We start from the raw sequence: 16,277 nt of genomic DNA, 5'->3' as shown, positions 1-16,277 counted from the left end.
ACAAACCAACTGTGTAAAATACTGCTGAAAGAGTTAGATTGGAGTATTAAAACCTTATAATATTTTTAAATTAAGGGACAACAATAAAAATAGTTAACCTAAATTTAACATTAGCATGATTTTGGATTTAACATTAGGGTAATAATATAAATATGTTAAGAAATGCAGAATTTGCTAACGGAATCAGCGGTATTATCAAATCGGTTGATTTAAAACAATTAAAAGGAGAGAAAAAGATGAAAATTAAAAGAGGGTTTATCTTAGCGGCGGCTGTATCGGTTTTAGTGTTGGGATGTATGGCTTTAACTTCATGCGGTTCTGATACCGCCGGCAAAGGCGGAAATATTACGGTTATTTCAAGAGAAGACGGTTCGGGAACAAGAGGAGCGTTTATTGAACTTTTTGGAATAGAGGAGATAACTAACGGTGAAAAGATGGACATGACTGTGGATACAGCGGATATAACAAACAGCACCTCTGTAATGATGACAAGTGTATCAGGCAATGTGAGAGCAATAGGTTATATTTCGCTGGGTTCGCTTAATGACAGCGTTAAAGCGCTGAACGTGGACGGCGCTGAAGCGACGGCTGAAAATATAAAGAACGGCACGTATAAGGTTTCACGTCCATTTAATATAGTGACAAAAGATAACGTTTCGGAAGTGACAGGAGACTTTATAAAGTTTATCCAGAGCCAAGAAGGACAAAAAGTGGTTGAAGACAATCATTATATTTCGGAAGCGAACACCGGAAATTATGCGGGTACAAAACCGTCAGGCAAAATTGTCGTATCGGGATCATCTTCAGTTACGCCGGTTATGGAAAAGTTGAAGGAAGCATATTCCGATTTAAATCCAAACGCTGAAATTGAAATACAGCAGAGTGACTCAACAACAGGAGTGACCAACGCTTTGTCAGGAGTATGTGACATTGGAATGGCAAGCCGTGAGCTGAAGGACAGCGAAAAGGAAAAGGGCGCAAGTGCTACGGTAATAGCCCTGGACGGTATAGCGGTTATAGTTAACAATGAAAATCCTTTAAATAATATTACATCGGAGCAGGTTAAACAGATTTATACCGGAGAGACAACCGGTTGGGATGATATTCATTAATACCAATCATATAATGGGGTATTTATTATGACGAAATTTAAAGAAAAATTTATGCACGGTGTGTTTTTATTCTGTGCGTGCGTATCAATATTGGCGGTTCTTCTGATTTGCGTTTTTTTATTTGCGAACGGCATACCGGCTATGAAAGAAATCGGTCTGTTTGACTTTCTGATGGGAAGACAGTGGAAGCCGAATAATAATATATACGGAATACTGCCGATGATATTGGGAAGTATATATGTTACTGCCGGAGCTATTGTAATAGGCGTTCCAATAGGCATTCTTGTGGCCGTTTTCATGACGAGGTTTTGTCCGAAATGGCTGTATAAAATACTTAAACCGGCTGTTGATTTGCTTGCGGGAATCCCATCGGTTGTGTACGGATTTTTTGGGCTTATGGTAATAGTTCCGCTGATTCGTGATTTGTTCGGCGGGAGCGGAACGAGTATGTTAGCCGCGTCAATTGTGTTGGGAATAATGATACTGCCGACTATAATATCCGTCAGCGAGTCTGCAATAAGAGCGGTGCCTGAAAGTTATTATGAAGGTTCGCTGGCGCTTGGGGCAAGTCACGAGAGAAGCGTATTCAGGGTAGTTCTGCCGGCTGCTGCTTCGGGAGTTATGGCCGGCGTGATACTTGGCGTCGGGCGCGCTATCGGAGAGACTATGGCGGTTATTATGGTTGCGGGAAACCAAGCGGCTTTGCCGAGAGGATTGTTCAGCGGCGTAAGAACCATGACTGCAAACATTGTTTTAGAAATGGGATATGCTGCAGATTTGCACAGAGAGGCCCTTATAGCTACCGCGGTGGTGCTGTTTGTGTTTATCCTAATTATAAACGTCTCTTTTTCAGTTTTGAAAAGGAGGTCGGAAAATAAATGAGAATAATTTTGAGACCGTCAGGCGAGGCAGCGGCGGAACAAAGATTTGCCGGGAGGCGCAGCGGAATGAATAAATCAAAGCTACAGTCAGTGATTTTAAGAACTCTTGTATATACAGCGGCGTTTATAACATTCGGCGTTCTTATTTGTCTTATTGCTTATATATTGATAAAGGGAATTCCAAACTTGTCGCTAGACCTTTTCAGTTTTGAATATAACTCTGAAAATGTCTCGCTTTTTCCGGCCTTGATAAACACAGTTGTTATGACGGCTCTGTCATTGGTTATAGCGGTGCCTTTGGGAGTGTTTTCTGCTATATATCTTGTTGAGTATGCAAAGAGAGGAAACAAAATAGTTGGTCTTATCAGACTGACTGCGGAGACGCTTTCAGGAATACCGTCCATAGTTTATGGATTGTTCGGATTCCTTTTGTTTGTCACAGCATTTTCATGGGGATATTCCCTGCTTGCGGGAGCGTTTACTTTGGTTATTATGATACTGCCCGTCATAATGAGAACCACTGAGGAAGCTCTTAAAGCTGTTCCGGATACTTTTCGTGAAGGCAGTTTTGGTTTAGGCGCCGGGAAGCTTAGAACAGTGTTTAAAATAGTTCTGCCGTCAGCGGTGCCGGGGATTTTGGCCGGAGTTGTTTTATCTGTCGGCAGAATTGTGGGAGAGACTGCGGCTTTAATTTATACAGCAGGAACAGTAGCTCAGATTCCGAGCGGTTTATTCGGTTCAGGAAGAACCCTCGCTGTACATATGTACGCTCTGTGGAGCGAGGGGCTGAACACTAATCAATCCTACGCTACAGCCGTTGTGCTGCTTATTATAGTAGTGATACTGAACGCGGCTTCATCGGCATTGGCTAAGAAAATTTCCAGCAAATAATATTGGGTTTATGGATTCCAGCAAAATCCAAATTTAAGTATAAGGATAAAAAATTATGAGTGTGATATCCATTAAAGATTTAAATCTTCATTACGGGGATTTTCATGCTTTAAAAAGTGTAAACATGGAAATACCTAAAAATGAAATAACCGCATTTATCGGTCCTTCAGGCTGCGGCAAATCAACATTGCTTAAAACCCTTAATAGAATGAATGATTTGGTTGAGGGCTGCAGAATAGACGGAGAGGTAAAACTTGACGGTATAAATATATATAAGGACATGGATACTAATTTGCTCCGCAAACGGGTGGGAATGGTTTTTCAAAAGCCTAATCCCTTTCCGATGAGTATTTATGACAATATAGCGTATGGTCCTAGAACGCATGGGATAAAATCAAAGGCTAAGCTTGACGAGATAGTCCAAAAGTCGCTTGAGCGCGCCGCTATATGGAATGAAGTAAAAGATAGATTAAAGAAAAGCGCGCTTGGTCTGTCAGGAGGACAGCAGCAGAGATTGTGTATAGCGAGGGCGCTGGCTGTTGAACCGGAGGTGTTGCTTATGGACGAGCCCACGTCGGCTCTCGACCCGATTTCAACTTCAAAAATAGAAGACCTTGCGCTTGAATTAAAAAAGCGTTATACTATCGTCATAGTGACCCATAGTATGCAGCAGGCAACGCGTATATCAGATAAGACCGCATTTTTTCTTTTGGGTGAAGTGGTTGAGTTCGGAGATACTGAACAGATATTCTCAATTCCTAAGGATAAGAGAACAGAAGACTATATTACGGGAAGGTTTGGTTGATACTATGAGAAGCAAATTTGACAGACAGCTTGACAAACTAAACAGAGAGCTGATTGAGATGGGTGCTCTGTGTGAAAATGCGATTGACTGTGCGATACGGGCTTTGCTAAATCATGATAAGGAAACAGCTGATGAAACTCTGTCTATCGAGGAAGAGATTAATCAGATAGAAAAGGCCATTGAAGGTTTGTGTTTGAAGCTCCTGCTTCAGCAGCAGCCTGTGGCAAGTGACCTGAGATTGATTTCCGCGGCCTTGAAAATGATTACGGATATGGAACGTATCGGAGACCAGGCGGCAGATATAGCCGAGATAGTAATCCACACTGAGTTAATGGACGGATATAACAGCGCGCATATTAAAAAAATGACTAAAGCGGTTTCCAAAATGGTAACTGAGAGCGTTGACGCATTTGTCGGAAGCAATCTGGAGTTAGCCCAGGATGTAATAAACAGAGATGATGAAGTGGATGATTTATTTATAGAAGTAAATAATGATTTAATAAAATATATAACTGAAAATCCCCAGAATGCTTCGGCTGCACTTGATTTGATGATGACTTCAAAGTATTTGGAGAGAATTGGGGACCACGCGGTAAACATAGCTGAGTGGGTAGAATTTTCTATCACCGGAGTTCATAGAGAATAGTGAGGATAAAAAATGATTTATTGTGTTGAGGATGACAGCGGGATTCGGGAATTGGTTGTATACAGCCTTGAAAATACAGGATTTTCGGCTAAAGGCTTTGAAAATGGAAAACAGTTTTTTGACGGATTGGATGAGAGCAGTCTGCCGGATATGGTGCTGCTTGATATAATGCTGCCCGGTGAAGACGGAGTCAGTATACTTAAAAAGCTGCGTGCCAATCCCAAGACCAGGAACTTGCCGGTTATTCTTCTGACCGCCAAAGATTCCGAGTATGATAAGGTTATCGGTCTAGACAGCGGCGCAGACGATTATGTTGCAAAACCGTTTGGAATTATGGAGTTAATCTCCAGAATTAAAGCGGTTTTAAGAAGATGCGGTCATGAGGGAACTGTCTCAGACGACTGTGTATATAACATCGGCTGCATAACACTTAACACAAAAAAGCACTCTGTTGAGGTCGACGGAAATAGTGTCGAACTGACGTTAAAGGAGTTTGAAGTATTGCGCCTGCTTATGAAAAATCAAGGAACGGTAATAACCAGGGATATACTGCTCGAACAGATATGGGGATATGATTTTGACGGCGAGACCAGAACTGTCGACGTACATATAAGAACCCTTCGTCAAAAACTGGGTCACGGAGGAAATATAATAAAGACTATTCGGGGCGTAGGATACCGGGCGGAGGAATGATATATTGAGTTAACTGTTGGGCGGCACAGTAAATTGTATTTGAAAGAAAGGGGGCGTCATTATGAAACTGAGCAGCAGAATTTTTGGAGGAATTATATTAACAACGTTAATAAGTGTTGTTTTCACAACAGTTATAGTCGCCGGACTTTTATATAACAATCTATCAAATGAAACAAAAACACAAATAAAAAACGAAGCTGAATATATAAGTGAAATTCAGAATATTTCTCCTGTGACTATGGACATAAGCCGGCTGGGAAATAGGGGACAGAACCGTATAACCCTTATAGGTTCTGACGGAACGGTTAAGTATGACAACTACAGCGACTTTAATGATATGGAAAACCATATTGGGAGACCTGAGGTACAGGACGCGCTTGAAAAAGGGAGCGGCGAGAGTACCAGAACGTCTGACACATTCGGTAAAAAGACATATTACTACGCCGTAAGACTAAGTTCAGGCGACATACTTCGTGTTGCATGTGAAACATCCAGTATGTTTGGAGTAATTTTTAAGGCTATGCCGGGAATATTGTTCTCAATTATAATTTTGCTTGCTATAGCTATGTCAGTCGCCGGATTCCTTACCAAAACTATAGTAAACCCTATAAATGAGCTTGATATAGATAATCCCACCGCGGCAAAGGCTTATGATGAACTTTCGCCTTTACTTGTAAAAATCGATACTCAAAACAAGGAAATGATTGAGCAGATAAGCACAATTTATGACACTCAGAGAGAAAATGAATTTATAACGCAGCATATGAATGACGGATTAATAATCATTAGCAGCGGCGGACATATTATTTCGGCTAATATGGCGGCAAAAAAAATATTTGATTTTGATAATGTCAGCAGTAATAACGGAAAGATAAATTACCTAAGCATATGCCGTGATAAAAAGTATATGGAGGCCGTAGAAAAGGCGTTTCATGGAATATCAGGGGATATTACGCTGGAACGCGGAGAACGTATATACAGAATATCAGTATCATCTGTTGCAAAAGATTTTTCTGCGGGGAATGGAAATGATAAAATATATGCTGTTTTAATGTTTATACATGACGTGACTGAGAGAGAAGCGTCAGAACAAATGCGAAGAGAATTTTCAGCTAATGTTTCACATGAGCTTAAGACCCCTCTGACTTCTATAATGGGATGCAGTGAAATTATGAAAGCCGGAATAGCCAAACCTGAGGATATGCCGAGATTTTTAGGTCAGATAAATTCTGAAGCAAAACGTTTGTTAGCTTTAATAGATGATATTATACGATTGTCAAGCCTTGACGAGGGTAATGGCATTGAGATGAGTGATGTGGATTTATACAAAGTTTCCGGGGACGTATTAAACGAGCTGGAGATGAAGGCAAAACAGAGTAAGATTACTCTTGAGCTTGAGGGGAGCAGCCAAAGTATTGAAGGAAACGAGCGCCTGATTCATGAGATGATATTTAATCTTTGCGATAACTCTATCAGATATAATAAGGAGGGCGGAAAAGTAAAGATAACAGTAGGTAAATCAGGAGATAAAAAATTTATATCAGTGGAGGATAACGGTATAGGCATACCAAAAGAAGAACAGGACAGAGTGTTTGAGAGGTTTTACAGAGTAGATAAAAGTCATTCAAAAGAGACCGGAGGTACGGGTCTGGGACTGTCAATAGTAAAACATACTGTTTTAATTCATAATGGAAAAATAACTATGAACAGTGAGGTTTCAAAAGGCACGAAAATAACGGTAACATTTTAATTATATCTTCAAAAAAATTTTTGCTGTATTAAACTAACAGCAAAAGAAGGTGGTTTCAAAAAGGAACCTCTATTTTGGTGAACTGGTGTTCTTATAGAACTTATTTAAAAACTCAGTAAAATAAAGATTTTTGATTATCAGTAGTCAGTATTAACCTCAAAATTAAATATTTTTATAATGCTCTGACGTAAGAAAGTCGGAGCATTTTTGCGCTCTGAAACGCAGTTTTTGCTCTATTTGCCATTGTATATTTTATTAAGGATTCAAGTTATATTACGAAAGGAAATGTATTTAAAATAAATATTAAAAATGCAAAACAGCTATCTCCTGAATCCAAAACAGAGAAAGATGTATATTTGCTTAACGACAAAAAACTGCTTTGGTCTCACCTGAATTATTATAACGGTAAGATTTGTTCAATGTGTAACTAATAAAAGAAAACGAGTGTGAAAGTTTTTATTGGAAGGAGCACTTGTATAGATTGTTGTATTGAAGTATAATAATTTATGGATTAAAAGAAATTATTAAATAACTTTATGTAAAAGCCATGAAACACCATGTAAACTGCAAATGCAACTAAAAATTGCGGAATAGTTGGTGGAAGCAACCATGAGTTTTCGATAGAATATGTACAGAAAAGCAAATGAAACGATGTTTTTCACAAAAAGCAAATTGAAAGGAGAATAAATGAATACGACTAGATTTTTAACTGTAACAGTTGCTCTGCTATATTGTTTTTTTTGGATAGCAGTTGCGGGAGCAGCCGTTTATCTTTTTGTGTTGGTTGTCAGAGCACTGAAAAAATATATCAATACAAAAGAAATAAGAGAAGAAAAGAAATCAATACGAAAATCTTTGGGAGAAGTGCTAAAGGAAAACAGACTTCGCTGTAAAATGACGCAGGAATTTGTATCAGAAACATTAGGAGTTAGCAGACAGGCAGTTTCTAAATGGGAAAATGGAACATCTGATCCAAGCACCTCAAACTTGATTGCTATTGCAGAATTATATGGCGTATCTTCTGAGGAACTATTAAGAAGTACAAATGCTGGTTGCCAAAAAAATTCCAAAGAAAAAAAGTAAGAACAATATAAAAATGTATAAACAGGAGAAAGGTAAAGATGATTACATTATCAAAAATATATAAGAATTATGATAATCTTAAAGTTTTGAAGGATGTCAATCTTCATGTAGCAAAAGGGGAGATTTATGGCTTGATTGGGAAAAATGGTGCCGGGAAGACAACGATTTTTAAAATTATTTTAGGATTAACTGAATTTGAAAGCGGAACGCTGTGTATTGCCGGCAGTAAGAAAAAAACAGAATTGCCGCAGAAACGTAAAAAAATAGGTTTTTTTATAGGAAATAATTTCTATGATTACCTGACAGCAGAAGAAAATTTGCACTATTACAGGCAGTTGAAAGATATTAAAGACAAAGAAGAAGTAAAACGTGTTTTAAATCTTGTGGGATTGGAAGGCGTAACGTCTAAATACGGTTCTTTTTCTATGGGAATGAAGCAAAGACTGGGAATTGCAAATGCTTTGCTCGGAAGCCCTGAAATTCTGCTGTTAGATGAACCTATTAATGGTCTTGACCCTCAAGGTATTGCTGATATAAGGACTCTTATTGTAAGCTTGAATAGGAAGCAAAATATGACGATTATTGTTTCTTCTCACATTCTCGGTGAATTGGAACACACCGCAAATAAATTTGGGTTTGTTCATCAGGGAACTGTGTTAAAGGAAATTACACATGATGATTTGAAAGTAAAAAGAAGCGCGGTTCAAATTTATGTAGGAGATTTGGAAAAGGCACGTTCTGTTTTAAAACAAAACAACATTCCTGTTTTGCAGGAATCCTCGGCTTATAAATCTTTGGAAGATTATTATTTTGATTTGGTAGGAGGAAAAAGATGTGAGTAATTATGTTTTAGCGGATATTAAACGTATTTGTCATAAAAAATCGTTTCTTAGGACAATCGGAATATATATTGGGTTGTTTTGTATAATGATGTTTATATATTTTAATCCTACATATACGGCGGATGCTTATGTTGCAAAAACGACAATATTTTTAGGTTTTTTTCCTCTCTTTGTTGGTTTGACTGTATTTCTTTCTGTGTTTTATGATGATTTCAAAAGTAAATCCATTCAGGTGGCGATTGGATATGGACTTCAACGACATAAAGTTGTTCTGTCAAAGGTCATTGAAAGTATTTTGTTGATTTTTGCGTCTATCTTCTGTATTGGTATTTTAACATTATTAGCTCCTGTGGTATTGGGACTTGCTTTGAATCAGACGCAGGTCATAGAGCTTATTCTTAGCGTGATAGTTGAAGCATTACGAGCTGTGGGATATATATGTATTTCAGCGATACCGGTTTTTTATACACAAAATGCAGTGAACGGCACAATAGTATACGTTCTGCTTTCATCAAGAACTGTAATGCTTCTTGCCACTATGATTTTAGGACAAGAATTATTTGTAAATATGATTGGAGATATGACAAAGTATTTTTATACATCTCAGCTATATAGCATTCGCAGCGCCTTTTTGCAGAATGGAACATGGGACACATCGACGATGTGTGCAGCATTGAGTGTCTATGTGGTGTTACCTGTCGTAATATCGGTATTCAGTTTTGAGAAAAAAGAATTGAAATTTTAGGAGGAAAGCTGAAATGAAAAAAATAATAACTATCATAGTTACTATTGTTATAGTTATGTGCGGGGCGTTTATGGTTAAAGGCTATTATAATGACCGTTATGTAGCATCGGATAGTTTTTATACACAGATTCCGTTAGATGAAGTAAATGAAGATTCATGGCTTGTCAATAAGGACGGAGTAAATCAGGAAAAGGGAAAAGAATATAATCTTATTGGGTATAACCAGAATGGAGAAAGGAAAGAACTATCGTTTAAGAAAAAAGGAAATGCCGAAGATTATTATGAGCCGGGAACTTACATTAAGGTAAATACAAGCAAAACTTTAGTTGTAGGAGTAGAAATTATCATTGAAAGCGACATACCAAAAGAAGCTTTAAACAAAATAATTTCTTTAGGAGTTAAGGAACAAAGAAATCAATAAGATTTATAATAATATTATTGAAACATGAACAAAAAAATATTACAAGAACGATTAGTCTTTCAATTATGTTTCACAAAAAATTAAAGGCTATAATAAAGGTGAATATTAATACTATAGGGTTGATTTTTTGAAAAGAGTGGTATTTGATAAAATCAGGTGTATAATGGATTTGGCAGTATAATATGGGTTTGCAGAAATTGTTATAGGACAATTCCATAAAGTTATCACAGCAGGAATGTCAGCTAAAGTGAATGGAACTCGCCATTTGCAGACAGTAGTTGTGAAGCATATTCATTAGACTGGTGATTCAAAAAATTAAAAACCGAGTGTTCTTACAGAACTTTTCAAGTCCTGTAAGAACACTCGGTATGGTCGGAGTGACTGGATTCGAACCAGCGGCCACCTGAACCCCATTCAGGTACTCTACCAAACTGAGCCACACCCCGTTATCTTGTTATATGTATCTGCAACAATAATGAATTATAGCATATATTGAAATTAAAATCAATACTTTTTCAGGAAATTTTTTGTGTTTTTATCATAAAAATATCCGAACACGCTGTGATGATGTTCGGATATTTTCGAATATAAGTTAGCTTAAAAATTGTCGCTCAGCCCGGCAACCAAATCCTGCATTTCATGTTTTGTCTGAACACAGCGGGCTTTGTTTATTACGCTGTGTCTTTCCGCGTCAGTCATTTTTGCAAAATGCTCAAGAGCTCCGGTGTTCTGTGCAAGCGCCATGCTCAGACCAACAGGAATATTGTTATAATCCAGCATTTTTTTTGCTCCTTCCTCATTGTTATTCATATTATCACCTATACTTATTATTGACAATATAATATTTGTTATACACTTGTGATAAGAAATATTTTCCAAACTAATTTTATCTATTTACTGTTGATAATATATATTCTAATCAAGCAAATGTGAAAGAGCGGCAATTCCTTCTTCTATCTCGTTGTTTGTAAGTCCTCCATAACCGAATATGAATGTTTTATCCGGGAGTTTGTCAGACTGTTTAAAAAGGAAGGCTGAAAGCGGCATTATTTTTACTCCGGCCTTATATGCTGATTTTTTGAGTTCCTGTTCTGTTTTTTCAGTTTTAAAAGTTACTAAAAGGTGCGTTCCGCCGTTGTCTCCATGTATTGTTAACCGGTTTGCGAATGGAAGATTGTTTAGGGCGGATATCAAAATATCTTGTTTTTCTTTGTATATCTTTCTTAAGGAATTAACATATTTGATAGCGTGTCCGTCTTTAATAAGCTCCGCTACAGCAAATTGTTCTGCCCGTGAGGCAAGGCAATTATAAAACGGAAGTTTAAGGCTCCATTTTTCTATCAGCGGTTTTGGCATAACTAAATAGGCAATTTTTATTCCAGGGGCGAGGCTGCGGGAAAAATCACCCATGAGAATTACTCTCTCGGAATCATCCATAGTGAATAAAGATCTAGGCGCGTTTTTTTGGTATATAAAGCTTCCGTCATAATCGTCTTCAACTATATAATGGTTGCCCATCTTTGCCCAGTCAAGAATTTCACGGCGTCTATCCTCACTGATAATCTGGCCGACCGGAAACTGATGATTAGGCATAAAATACAGCACGTCAATATCACTGTTTAATAAATTTTTTACATCGAATCCATCAAAACCTATATTTAATAATCTTGTTTCTGAAACGCTGTCTTGAATGCTGCTGAAAGAGCGGCGGTAGCACGGATTTTCCAATCCCCAAATTGTATCTTTTCCGAGAACGCGGCAAAGACATGTAAGAATGTAATCAATTCCCGCGCCTATAATAATTTGATTTTCGTCGCATTTTATACCTCTGACCGCATACAAATACTTTGCAACCGCTTGTCTTAAACATGGGTCTCCGGGCTTTTCTCCGTGAGAAAATAAGTCCGGCTGGTCGTATATGGCGTTGCGGTAAATCCTGGCGAGAGATTTTTTCGGAATTTTGGAGAGTTCAAGACCGTTTTGGCTGAATATATATTTTGCATCGCTCTGCGTCTCCCAATCGAGATGAACGGAGTCTTGAAAAAGATTATAGTCAGGATTAACATAAAATCCGCTTGAGGCCTTGGGGACAATATAACCTTCACTTTCGAGAAGCTGATATGCGCCGAGCACGGTATTTGTGCTTATGTTAAGCTTCTGAGCTAATTTACGGCGTGACGGAAGCCGTTCTCCGCCGGTAATTTTCCCGGAGATAATACCGTCTTTTATATGGTTATAGAGCTGCTTATAAAGAGGAAGTTTTGAATTTGGGTCAGGGTAGAACTCAAGGTTATCCATAATTTGCCTCCAAAACAATGATTTATCCTGCTTTTTTATTTAAGTTTTTTTACAAAAATATAACTAATAGTATTATACAAAATTGGTACCAAAAAATCAACATTAAAGCGGTTCTATAAAATAAATTATTTTCGAGGTATAATATGTTTACCTAATAAATAGGAGGAAAAGAAAATGAGAAAAGTCTGGAAAAGATTGTTAAGTTTTGCGGTGGGCGTTAGTTTAACCGCTGCAGCTTTCGGCGGTGTGGTTCTGTCGCAGTCCTCAGATGTTTCGGCGGCAAAGAACTTTGACCCTGAAACTGTAATGTGGACAAATAATATGGTTGAAAATGTGGATGAAAATTACTCAAGCATGGATCCAAACTGGAGCAATAAGGACAAGAGCGACGTTCAAAGTCCATATGCGAAACCGGGTGAAAAGTTAGATAAGTGGTCATATGCTGAGTTCCTATGGACTCACGCATATCCTATAGGCAACGGCAGAATGGGTGGTATGGTAGCCGGAGCTATCGACAAAGAAATCATTCAAATCAATGAGGATACCATTTGGAGCGGTTCTCCCTATGCGGATTTGCAGAATGAGAATGGCGAAATTGTATCAAACAATTCAAACACGGATACTACTGCTATCGCTAATGCAGAGCGTATTTCGGCAGTTAACCAGACAAGCGGAAGCAAAGAGGGCGGCTGGAGATATTTCCGCGGTGCTGACGCAAACGGAAATCCGGCAGAAATAGGTTCGGCTGACGCTGTTGTCGGAGATGAAACATTTAGAACTAACTTCCCGGCGTTTGCCAATAAGAGTATCTCAAATCAGGCTTTAAACAATGATAACTCTGCTACGAACGAAGCGGTTCAAAACAGATACAGTATGGAACGCATGGTGGAATCAACATTCTTGGGAAATCCAAAATCACAGAAAGTTTTCAAGTCGTTTGTTGAAGTATATCTTGACTTTAATCAAAGTCATAAGGACGTAACAAATTATACAAAAGCTTTGGATATGGAAACCGGTACCGTTACTGTTGACTATGATTATAACGGCAATCACTTTACAAGAGAAAGCTTTGCCAGCTATCCGGACCAAACAGTGGCTACGCATATAGAATCAGACGGCGACCTCAATTTTGACGCTGCTTTCCATACATACCATAATCAAGACGCGTCAGCCTATAAGTTTGAAAAAGTAAGCGATAATGAACTTAAGCTTACCGCGCGCGTTACAGACGGAGGAAAGAGCAATGAGCCGGGCGGTCCTAACGTTATACGCTTTGAAGCTCACATGATAGTGGACAGCGAGCCGGGAGCGGTTTTAACAGTTTCTGATGATAATACCACAATTAATATAAGCGGAGGAAAGACAGCTACAATCTATGTTGTCGGAGCTTCGAATTATGTGGACTATCTGAATGTTGACAACGCTAAGCCGGCAAACGACTGTGCGGTTTACGTAAGCAACGTTAAATCAAAAGATTATCAGACAATAAAGAGCAGACACCTCGCAGATTTCAGTGAGCAGTTTACCCGCACATCTTTATCTCTTGCAAATAAAGAAGGCGTTAATAATTCTAATGTTCCTACAGAGAAGAGGATCAGAAAAGATGTAAACGGTGACAGCGGTTATAAAGTAGGAGCAGACAGCTCACTTTCAAAGGCTAATGCAAACGGCGTATACAGCGCTTATGGAGACGGTGATAACCAGCTGGCGGCACTGGAGTTCAATTATGGAAAGTATCTGCTCATATCCGGTTCGAGACCGGGACGTGATGGTAATGCCGCAACCGGAGATATTCCAATACAAATAAGTCAGCCTCTGACCCTTGCGGGAAAATGGAACGCAAGCAGAAGCGCTTCGTGGGGCGGAAAGTATACTATAAATATTAATACTGAAATGAACTATTGGCCGGCACAGCCGCTCAATTTGGCTGAAAATGAAAAGCCGCTGATAGAAACTTTTGCCTCATTGGCACAGGGCGGTTCTATAACTGCTGCAAACCAGTACGGTATATATAACGACCGAGGCGATGACACATATCAGCCGGGAGACCCATGGGTAATGCACCATAACTATGACTTGTGGCGCGGTACTATGCCTATAGACAACGCAACAGCAGGCTTATGGCCTACCGGAGGAGTATGGCTGCTTGACCATGCTTGGCAGTATTATCAGTATAATTTGGATACCGAGTATTTGGCAGAAGTTTATCCATATATTAAGGGTGCTGCATCATTCTTTACAAAGTACTTGGTTAAAGACCCTGTAACCGGATATTTAATTACAGCGGCGTCATGCTCGCCTGAACAGGGCGGAGTTCAGCCGGGACCGGCAATGGATACACAGTTGGTTAGAAACCTTTACGACACTGTTCAAAAAGCGGCTAAAGTTTTGGGCAAAGAGACAGAAGACGCTGATTTGCTGGCTAAGATAGCAGAACAGATGCCGTCAAGTTATTTGGCAGATGAGCCGGGTAAGGTTGCGCCGAATCTTATTGACGAAAAAGGCCTTATTAAAGAGTGGGCACGCGGAGATGTTGCTTTTGACTTCTCGACGGTTGCTGATGGAAGCGGAAAATATAAGAATATAATTAACCCGTTTACAGGTGCGTCAACAAGCATAAATGAGCATATTGCAAACAATAATAACGGACACAGACATTGTTCACAGCTTTGGGAGATGTTCCCGGGCAAGCATTTGAGCGCTTACAGCGAAAATGAAAGCGAGCAGGATATATTTAAGGCATATCAGAGTTCTGTCAGCGGACGCGGAGCCGGCAGCGGTCAGGGCTGGGGTGTCGCATGGAGAATCAATTTAAATGCGCGTGCGCTTAACGGCGACTTTGCATCGACATTGCTTAATCAGTTGTTTACAACCCGTACATCACCAAACTTATTTGACCAGCATCCTAACTTCCAAATAGACGGAAACTATGGTGCGGCAAGCGGTATAACAGAGATGGTTATGCAGAGCCATGATGGTTCAATCAACCTCATTCCGGCAATACCTTCAGATTGGCAGGCAGGAAGCTTTAAGGGGCTTAAAGCACTCGGCGGAGCTACAGTTGATCTGACTTGGAGTGAAGGCAAACCTGTTGAAGCAAAGGTTACTGCAGCAACAGACGGAGAGTTAAAAGTCCGCAATAAGTACATGGGAACAGCTGTTGTAAAGGACAGCGAAGGAAACGTAGTGACCGGAACACTTAATCAGGACGAGACTTTGCTTTCATTTAACGCGACAGCTGGTAAGACGTATACAATTGACAACTTCGGCGAGACCGAAAAGGAATATATAGAAGCGACATGGGATAGTTTAGCTACGGATGCTAAAGGGTTCTTTAATACTGTCAACGATTCACAATTGCCTAAAATAGAGAGTAAAACCGGCAATGTGGGATTTATATATAACACATATTATCCCGCTCACGGCGGAGTAGCAGGTGAAGTTGGATATTATTATCCGGACTGTACTATGGATAGACTTAAGAGTCTTTCGCTTGAATTGGATACCCGTGCTAAGACTGACGGATATGTTTCTATAAGACTGGATTCGAAGGACGGTCCTGAAATCGCACATAGTATGGTTACAGCAACCGGGTACAGCGCGCAGGATTTGGGCAAGATTACTGTTCCTGAAGGCGTGACAGGAAAACACGACCTTTATGCAGTATTTTATACAGAAGGAAATGTTAAAGATAAGTGGGTAGCGAATGTAAAGACTTTGCACGGAGTATATGAGGTTAAAAATCCGAATTATAATCCTGACCCGGACGCAAGCGCAACTCCGGATGTTGCTCCGAGCGCAACGCCATCTGCAGACAGCGGATTAGAAGTAACTGAAGCGGAAGGAAATTACACAGCCGCCGTAAGTTCGAATGTGTTTGACGGACGCGCAAATGCGACAGTTATATTTGCGCTTTATAACGATGAAGGCGTATTGATTGACATAAAGAGTGCAGGTGTGACGCCAGAGACAAACACGGCGGTATATGCTCCTGCGGCGAACGGAAATCTAAAAGTTATGGTATGGGATGATGTGACTAATATGACGCCGTTAGTGGATACTCCATATGAAGCTAAGGTATCCGTTTAAGTTAAGGACGAATTTTAATAA

At 39.4% G+C, this 16,277-nt stretch carries 14 protein-coding genes and 1 tRNA gene; 12 read left to right on the top strand and 3 right to left on the bottom strand.

Annotated features, from left to right (window positions below):
* Nucleotides 1-236 precede the first annotated feature (236 nt).
* From B9O19_RS05095 to B9O19_RS05045, 11 genes are all read left to right on the top strand, one after another.
* Complete coding sequence (locus tag B9O19_RS05095) at nt 237-1,112, top strand: substrate-binding domain-containing protein (protein ID WP_102366615.1); 876 nt, start codon at nt 237-239, stop codon at nt 1,110-1,112.
* Nucleotides 1,113-1,139: 27 nt separating this feature from the next.
* Nucleotides 1,140-1,994 carry a phosphate ABC transporter permease subunit PstC gene (gene pstC / locus B9O19_RS05090; RefSeq protein WP_102365396.1) on the top strand — a complete coding sequence of 285 codons (855 nt, stop codon included), beginning with the start codon at nt 1,140-1,142 and terminating at the stop codon, nt 1,992-1,994.
* A gap of 65 nt (nt 1,995-2,059) precedes the next feature.
* The gene (pstA, locus tag B9O19_RS05085; protein ID WP_102366614.1) at nt 2,060-2,884 is read left to right on the top strand and encodes a phosphate ABC transporter permease PstA; all 825 of its coding nucleotides are present in this window, start codon (nt 2,060-2,062) and stop codon (nt 2,882-2,884) included.
* A 55-nt stretch (nt 2,885-2,939) separates the two neighbouring features.
* The gene (gene pstB / locus B9O19_RS05080) at nt 2,940-3,689 is read left to right on the top strand and encodes a phosphate ABC transporter ATP-binding protein PstB (RefSeq protein ID WP_102365395.1); all 750 of its coding nucleotides are present in this window, start codon (nt 2,940-2,942) and stop codon (nt 3,687-3,689) included.
* Between the two features lie 4 nt (nt 3,690-3,693).
* Nucleotides 3,694-4,335, top strand: coding sequence for a phosphate signaling complex protein PhoU (phoU, locus tag B9O19_RS05075; protein ID WP_102366613.1), 642 nt, complete (start codon nt 3,694-3,696; stop codon nt 4,333-4,335).
* Between the two features lie 12 nt (nt 4,336-4,347).
* Complete coding sequence (locus B9O19_RS05070) at nt 4,348-5,028, top strand: response regulator transcription factor (protein ID WP_102365394.1); 681 nt, start codon at nt 4,348-4,350, stop codon at nt 5,026-5,028.
* 61 nt (nt 5,029-5,089) lie between these two features.
* A complete protein-coding gene (locus tag B9O19_RS05065) occupies nt 5,090-6,778 on the top strand; it encodes a sensor histidine kinase (RefSeq protein WP_102365393.1) in 1,689 nt (562 codons plus the stop codon).
* A gap of 687 nt (nt 6,779-7,465) precedes the next feature.
* Nucleotides 7,466-7,861, top strand: a complete 396-nt coding sequence (locus B9O19_RS05060; protein WP_102365392.1) for a helix-turn-helix domain-containing protein — start codon at nt 7,466-7,468, stop codon at nt 7,859-7,861.
* Between the two features lie 38 nt (nt 7,862-7,899).
* The gene (locus B9O19_RS05055; protein ID WP_102365391.1) at nt 7,900-8,703 is read left to right on the top strand and encodes an ABC transporter ATP-binding protein; all 804 of its coding nucleotides are present in this window, start codon (nt 7,900-7,902) and stop codon (nt 8,701-8,703) included.
* Nucleotides 8,696-9,448 (top strand): hypothetical protein, encoded by a 753-nt coding sequence (locus B9O19_RS05050; protein ID WP_102365390.1) that lies wholly within the window; start codon nt 8,696-8,698, stop codon nt 9,446-9,448. The genes B9O19_RS05055 and B9O19_RS05050 overlap by 8 nt, the downstream gene beginning before the upstream one ends.
* Nucleotides 9,449-9,461: 13 nt before the next feature.
* Nucleotides 9,462-9,869, top strand: a complete 408-nt coding sequence (locus B9O19_RS05045; protein WP_102365389.1) for a YxeA family protein — start codon at nt 9,462-9,464, stop codon at nt 9,867-9,869.
* A 369-nt stretch (nt 9,870-10,238) separates the two neighbouring features.
* Here B9O19_RS05045 and B9O19_RS05040 read toward each other — a convergent pair.
* The 3 genes from B9O19_RS05040 to pdxR all read right to left on the bottom strand — a co-directional run bounded on the left by B9O19_RS05040 (nt 10,239) and on the right by pdxR (nt 12,167).
* Nucleotides 10,239-10,315: transfer RNA gene (locus tag B9O19_RS05040), tRNA-Pro, on the bottom strand.
* 151 nt (nt 10,316-10,466) lie between these two features.
* Nucleotides 10,467-10,679 carry a hypothetical protein gene (locus B9O19_RS05035; protein WP_102365388.1) on the bottom strand — a complete coding sequence of 71 codons (213 nt, stop codon included), beginning with the start codon at nt 10,677-10,679 and terminating at the stop codon, nt 10,467-10,469.
* Between the two features lie 105 nt (nt 10,680-10,784).
* On the bottom strand, nt 10,785-12,167 hold the full coding sequence (gene pdxR, locus B9O19_RS05030; RefSeq protein WP_102365387.1) for a MocR-like pyridoxine biosynthesis transcription factor PdxR: 1,383 nt from the start codon (nt 12,165-12,167) through the stop codon (nt 10,785-10,787).
* Nucleotides 12,168-12,341: 174 nt separating this feature from the next.
* Here pdxR and B9O19_RS05025 point away from each other — a divergent pair, with 174 nt between their 5' ends.
* Entirely contained in the window at nt 12,342-16,256 is a 3,915-nt protein-coding gene (locus B9O19_RS05025) for a glycosyl hydrolase family 95 catalytic domain-containing protein (RefSeq protein ID WP_102365386.1), read from the top strand.
* Nucleotides 16,257-16,277: the final 21 nt, after the last annotated feature.

The organism is Monoglobus pectinilyticus (genome assembly GCF_002874775.1).
Lineage (GTDB): Bacteria > Bacillota > Clostridia > Monoglobales > Monoglobaceae > Monoglobus > Monoglobus pectinilyticus.
Note: the sequence above shows the minus strand (reverse complement) of the source record. Positions and strands in the feature narration are given on the sequence as shown.

Coding starts and splice junctions, on each gene's coding strand:
- B9O19_RS05095 (WP_102366615.1), top strand. CDS start 237: ATGAAAATTAAAAGAGGGTTTATCTTAGCGGCGGCTGTATCGGTTTTA.
- pstC (WP_102365396.1), top strand. CDS start 1,140: ATGACGAAATTTAAAGAAAAATTTATGCACGGTGTGTTTTTATTCTGT.
- pstA (WP_102366614.1), top strand. CDS start 2,060: ATGAATAAATCAAAGCTACAGTCAGTGATTTTAAGAACTCTTGTATAT.
- pstB (WP_102365395.1), top strand. CDS start 2,940: ATGAGTGTGATATCCATTAAAGATTTAAATCTTCATTACGGGGATTTT.
- phoU (WP_102366613.1), top strand. CDS start 3,694: ATGAGAAGCAAATTTGACAGACAGCTTGACAAACTAAACAGAGAGCTG.
- B9O19_RS05070 (WP_102365394.1), top strand. CDS start 4,348: ATGATTTATTGTGTTGAGGATGACAGCGGGATTCGGGAATTGGTTGTA.
- B9O19_RS05065 (WP_102365393.1), top strand. CDS start 5,090: ATGAAACTGAGCAGCAGAATTTTTGGAGGAATTATATTAACAACGTTA.
- B9O19_RS05060 (WP_102365392.1), top strand. CDS start 7,466: ATGAATACGACTAGATTTTTAACTGTAACAGTTGCTCTGCTATATTGT.
- B9O19_RS05055 (WP_102365391.1), top strand. CDS start 7,900: ATGATTACATTATCAAAAATATATAAGAATTATGATAATCTTAAAGTT.
- B9O19_RS05045 (WP_102365389.1), top strand. CDS start 9,462: ATGAAAAAAATAATAACTATCATAGTTACTATTGTTATAGTTATGTGC.
- B9O19_RS05035 (WP_102365388.1), bottom strand. CDS start 10,679: ATGAATAACAATGAGGAAGGAGCAAAAAAAATGCTGGATTATAACAAT.
- pdxR (WP_102365387.1), bottom strand. CDS start 12,167: ATGGATAACCTTGAGTTCTACCCTGACCCAAATTCAAAACTTCCTCTT.
- B9O19_RS05025 (WP_102365386.1), top strand. CDS start 12,342: ATGAGAAAAGTCTGGAAAAGATTGTTAAGTTTTGCGGTGGGCGTTAGT.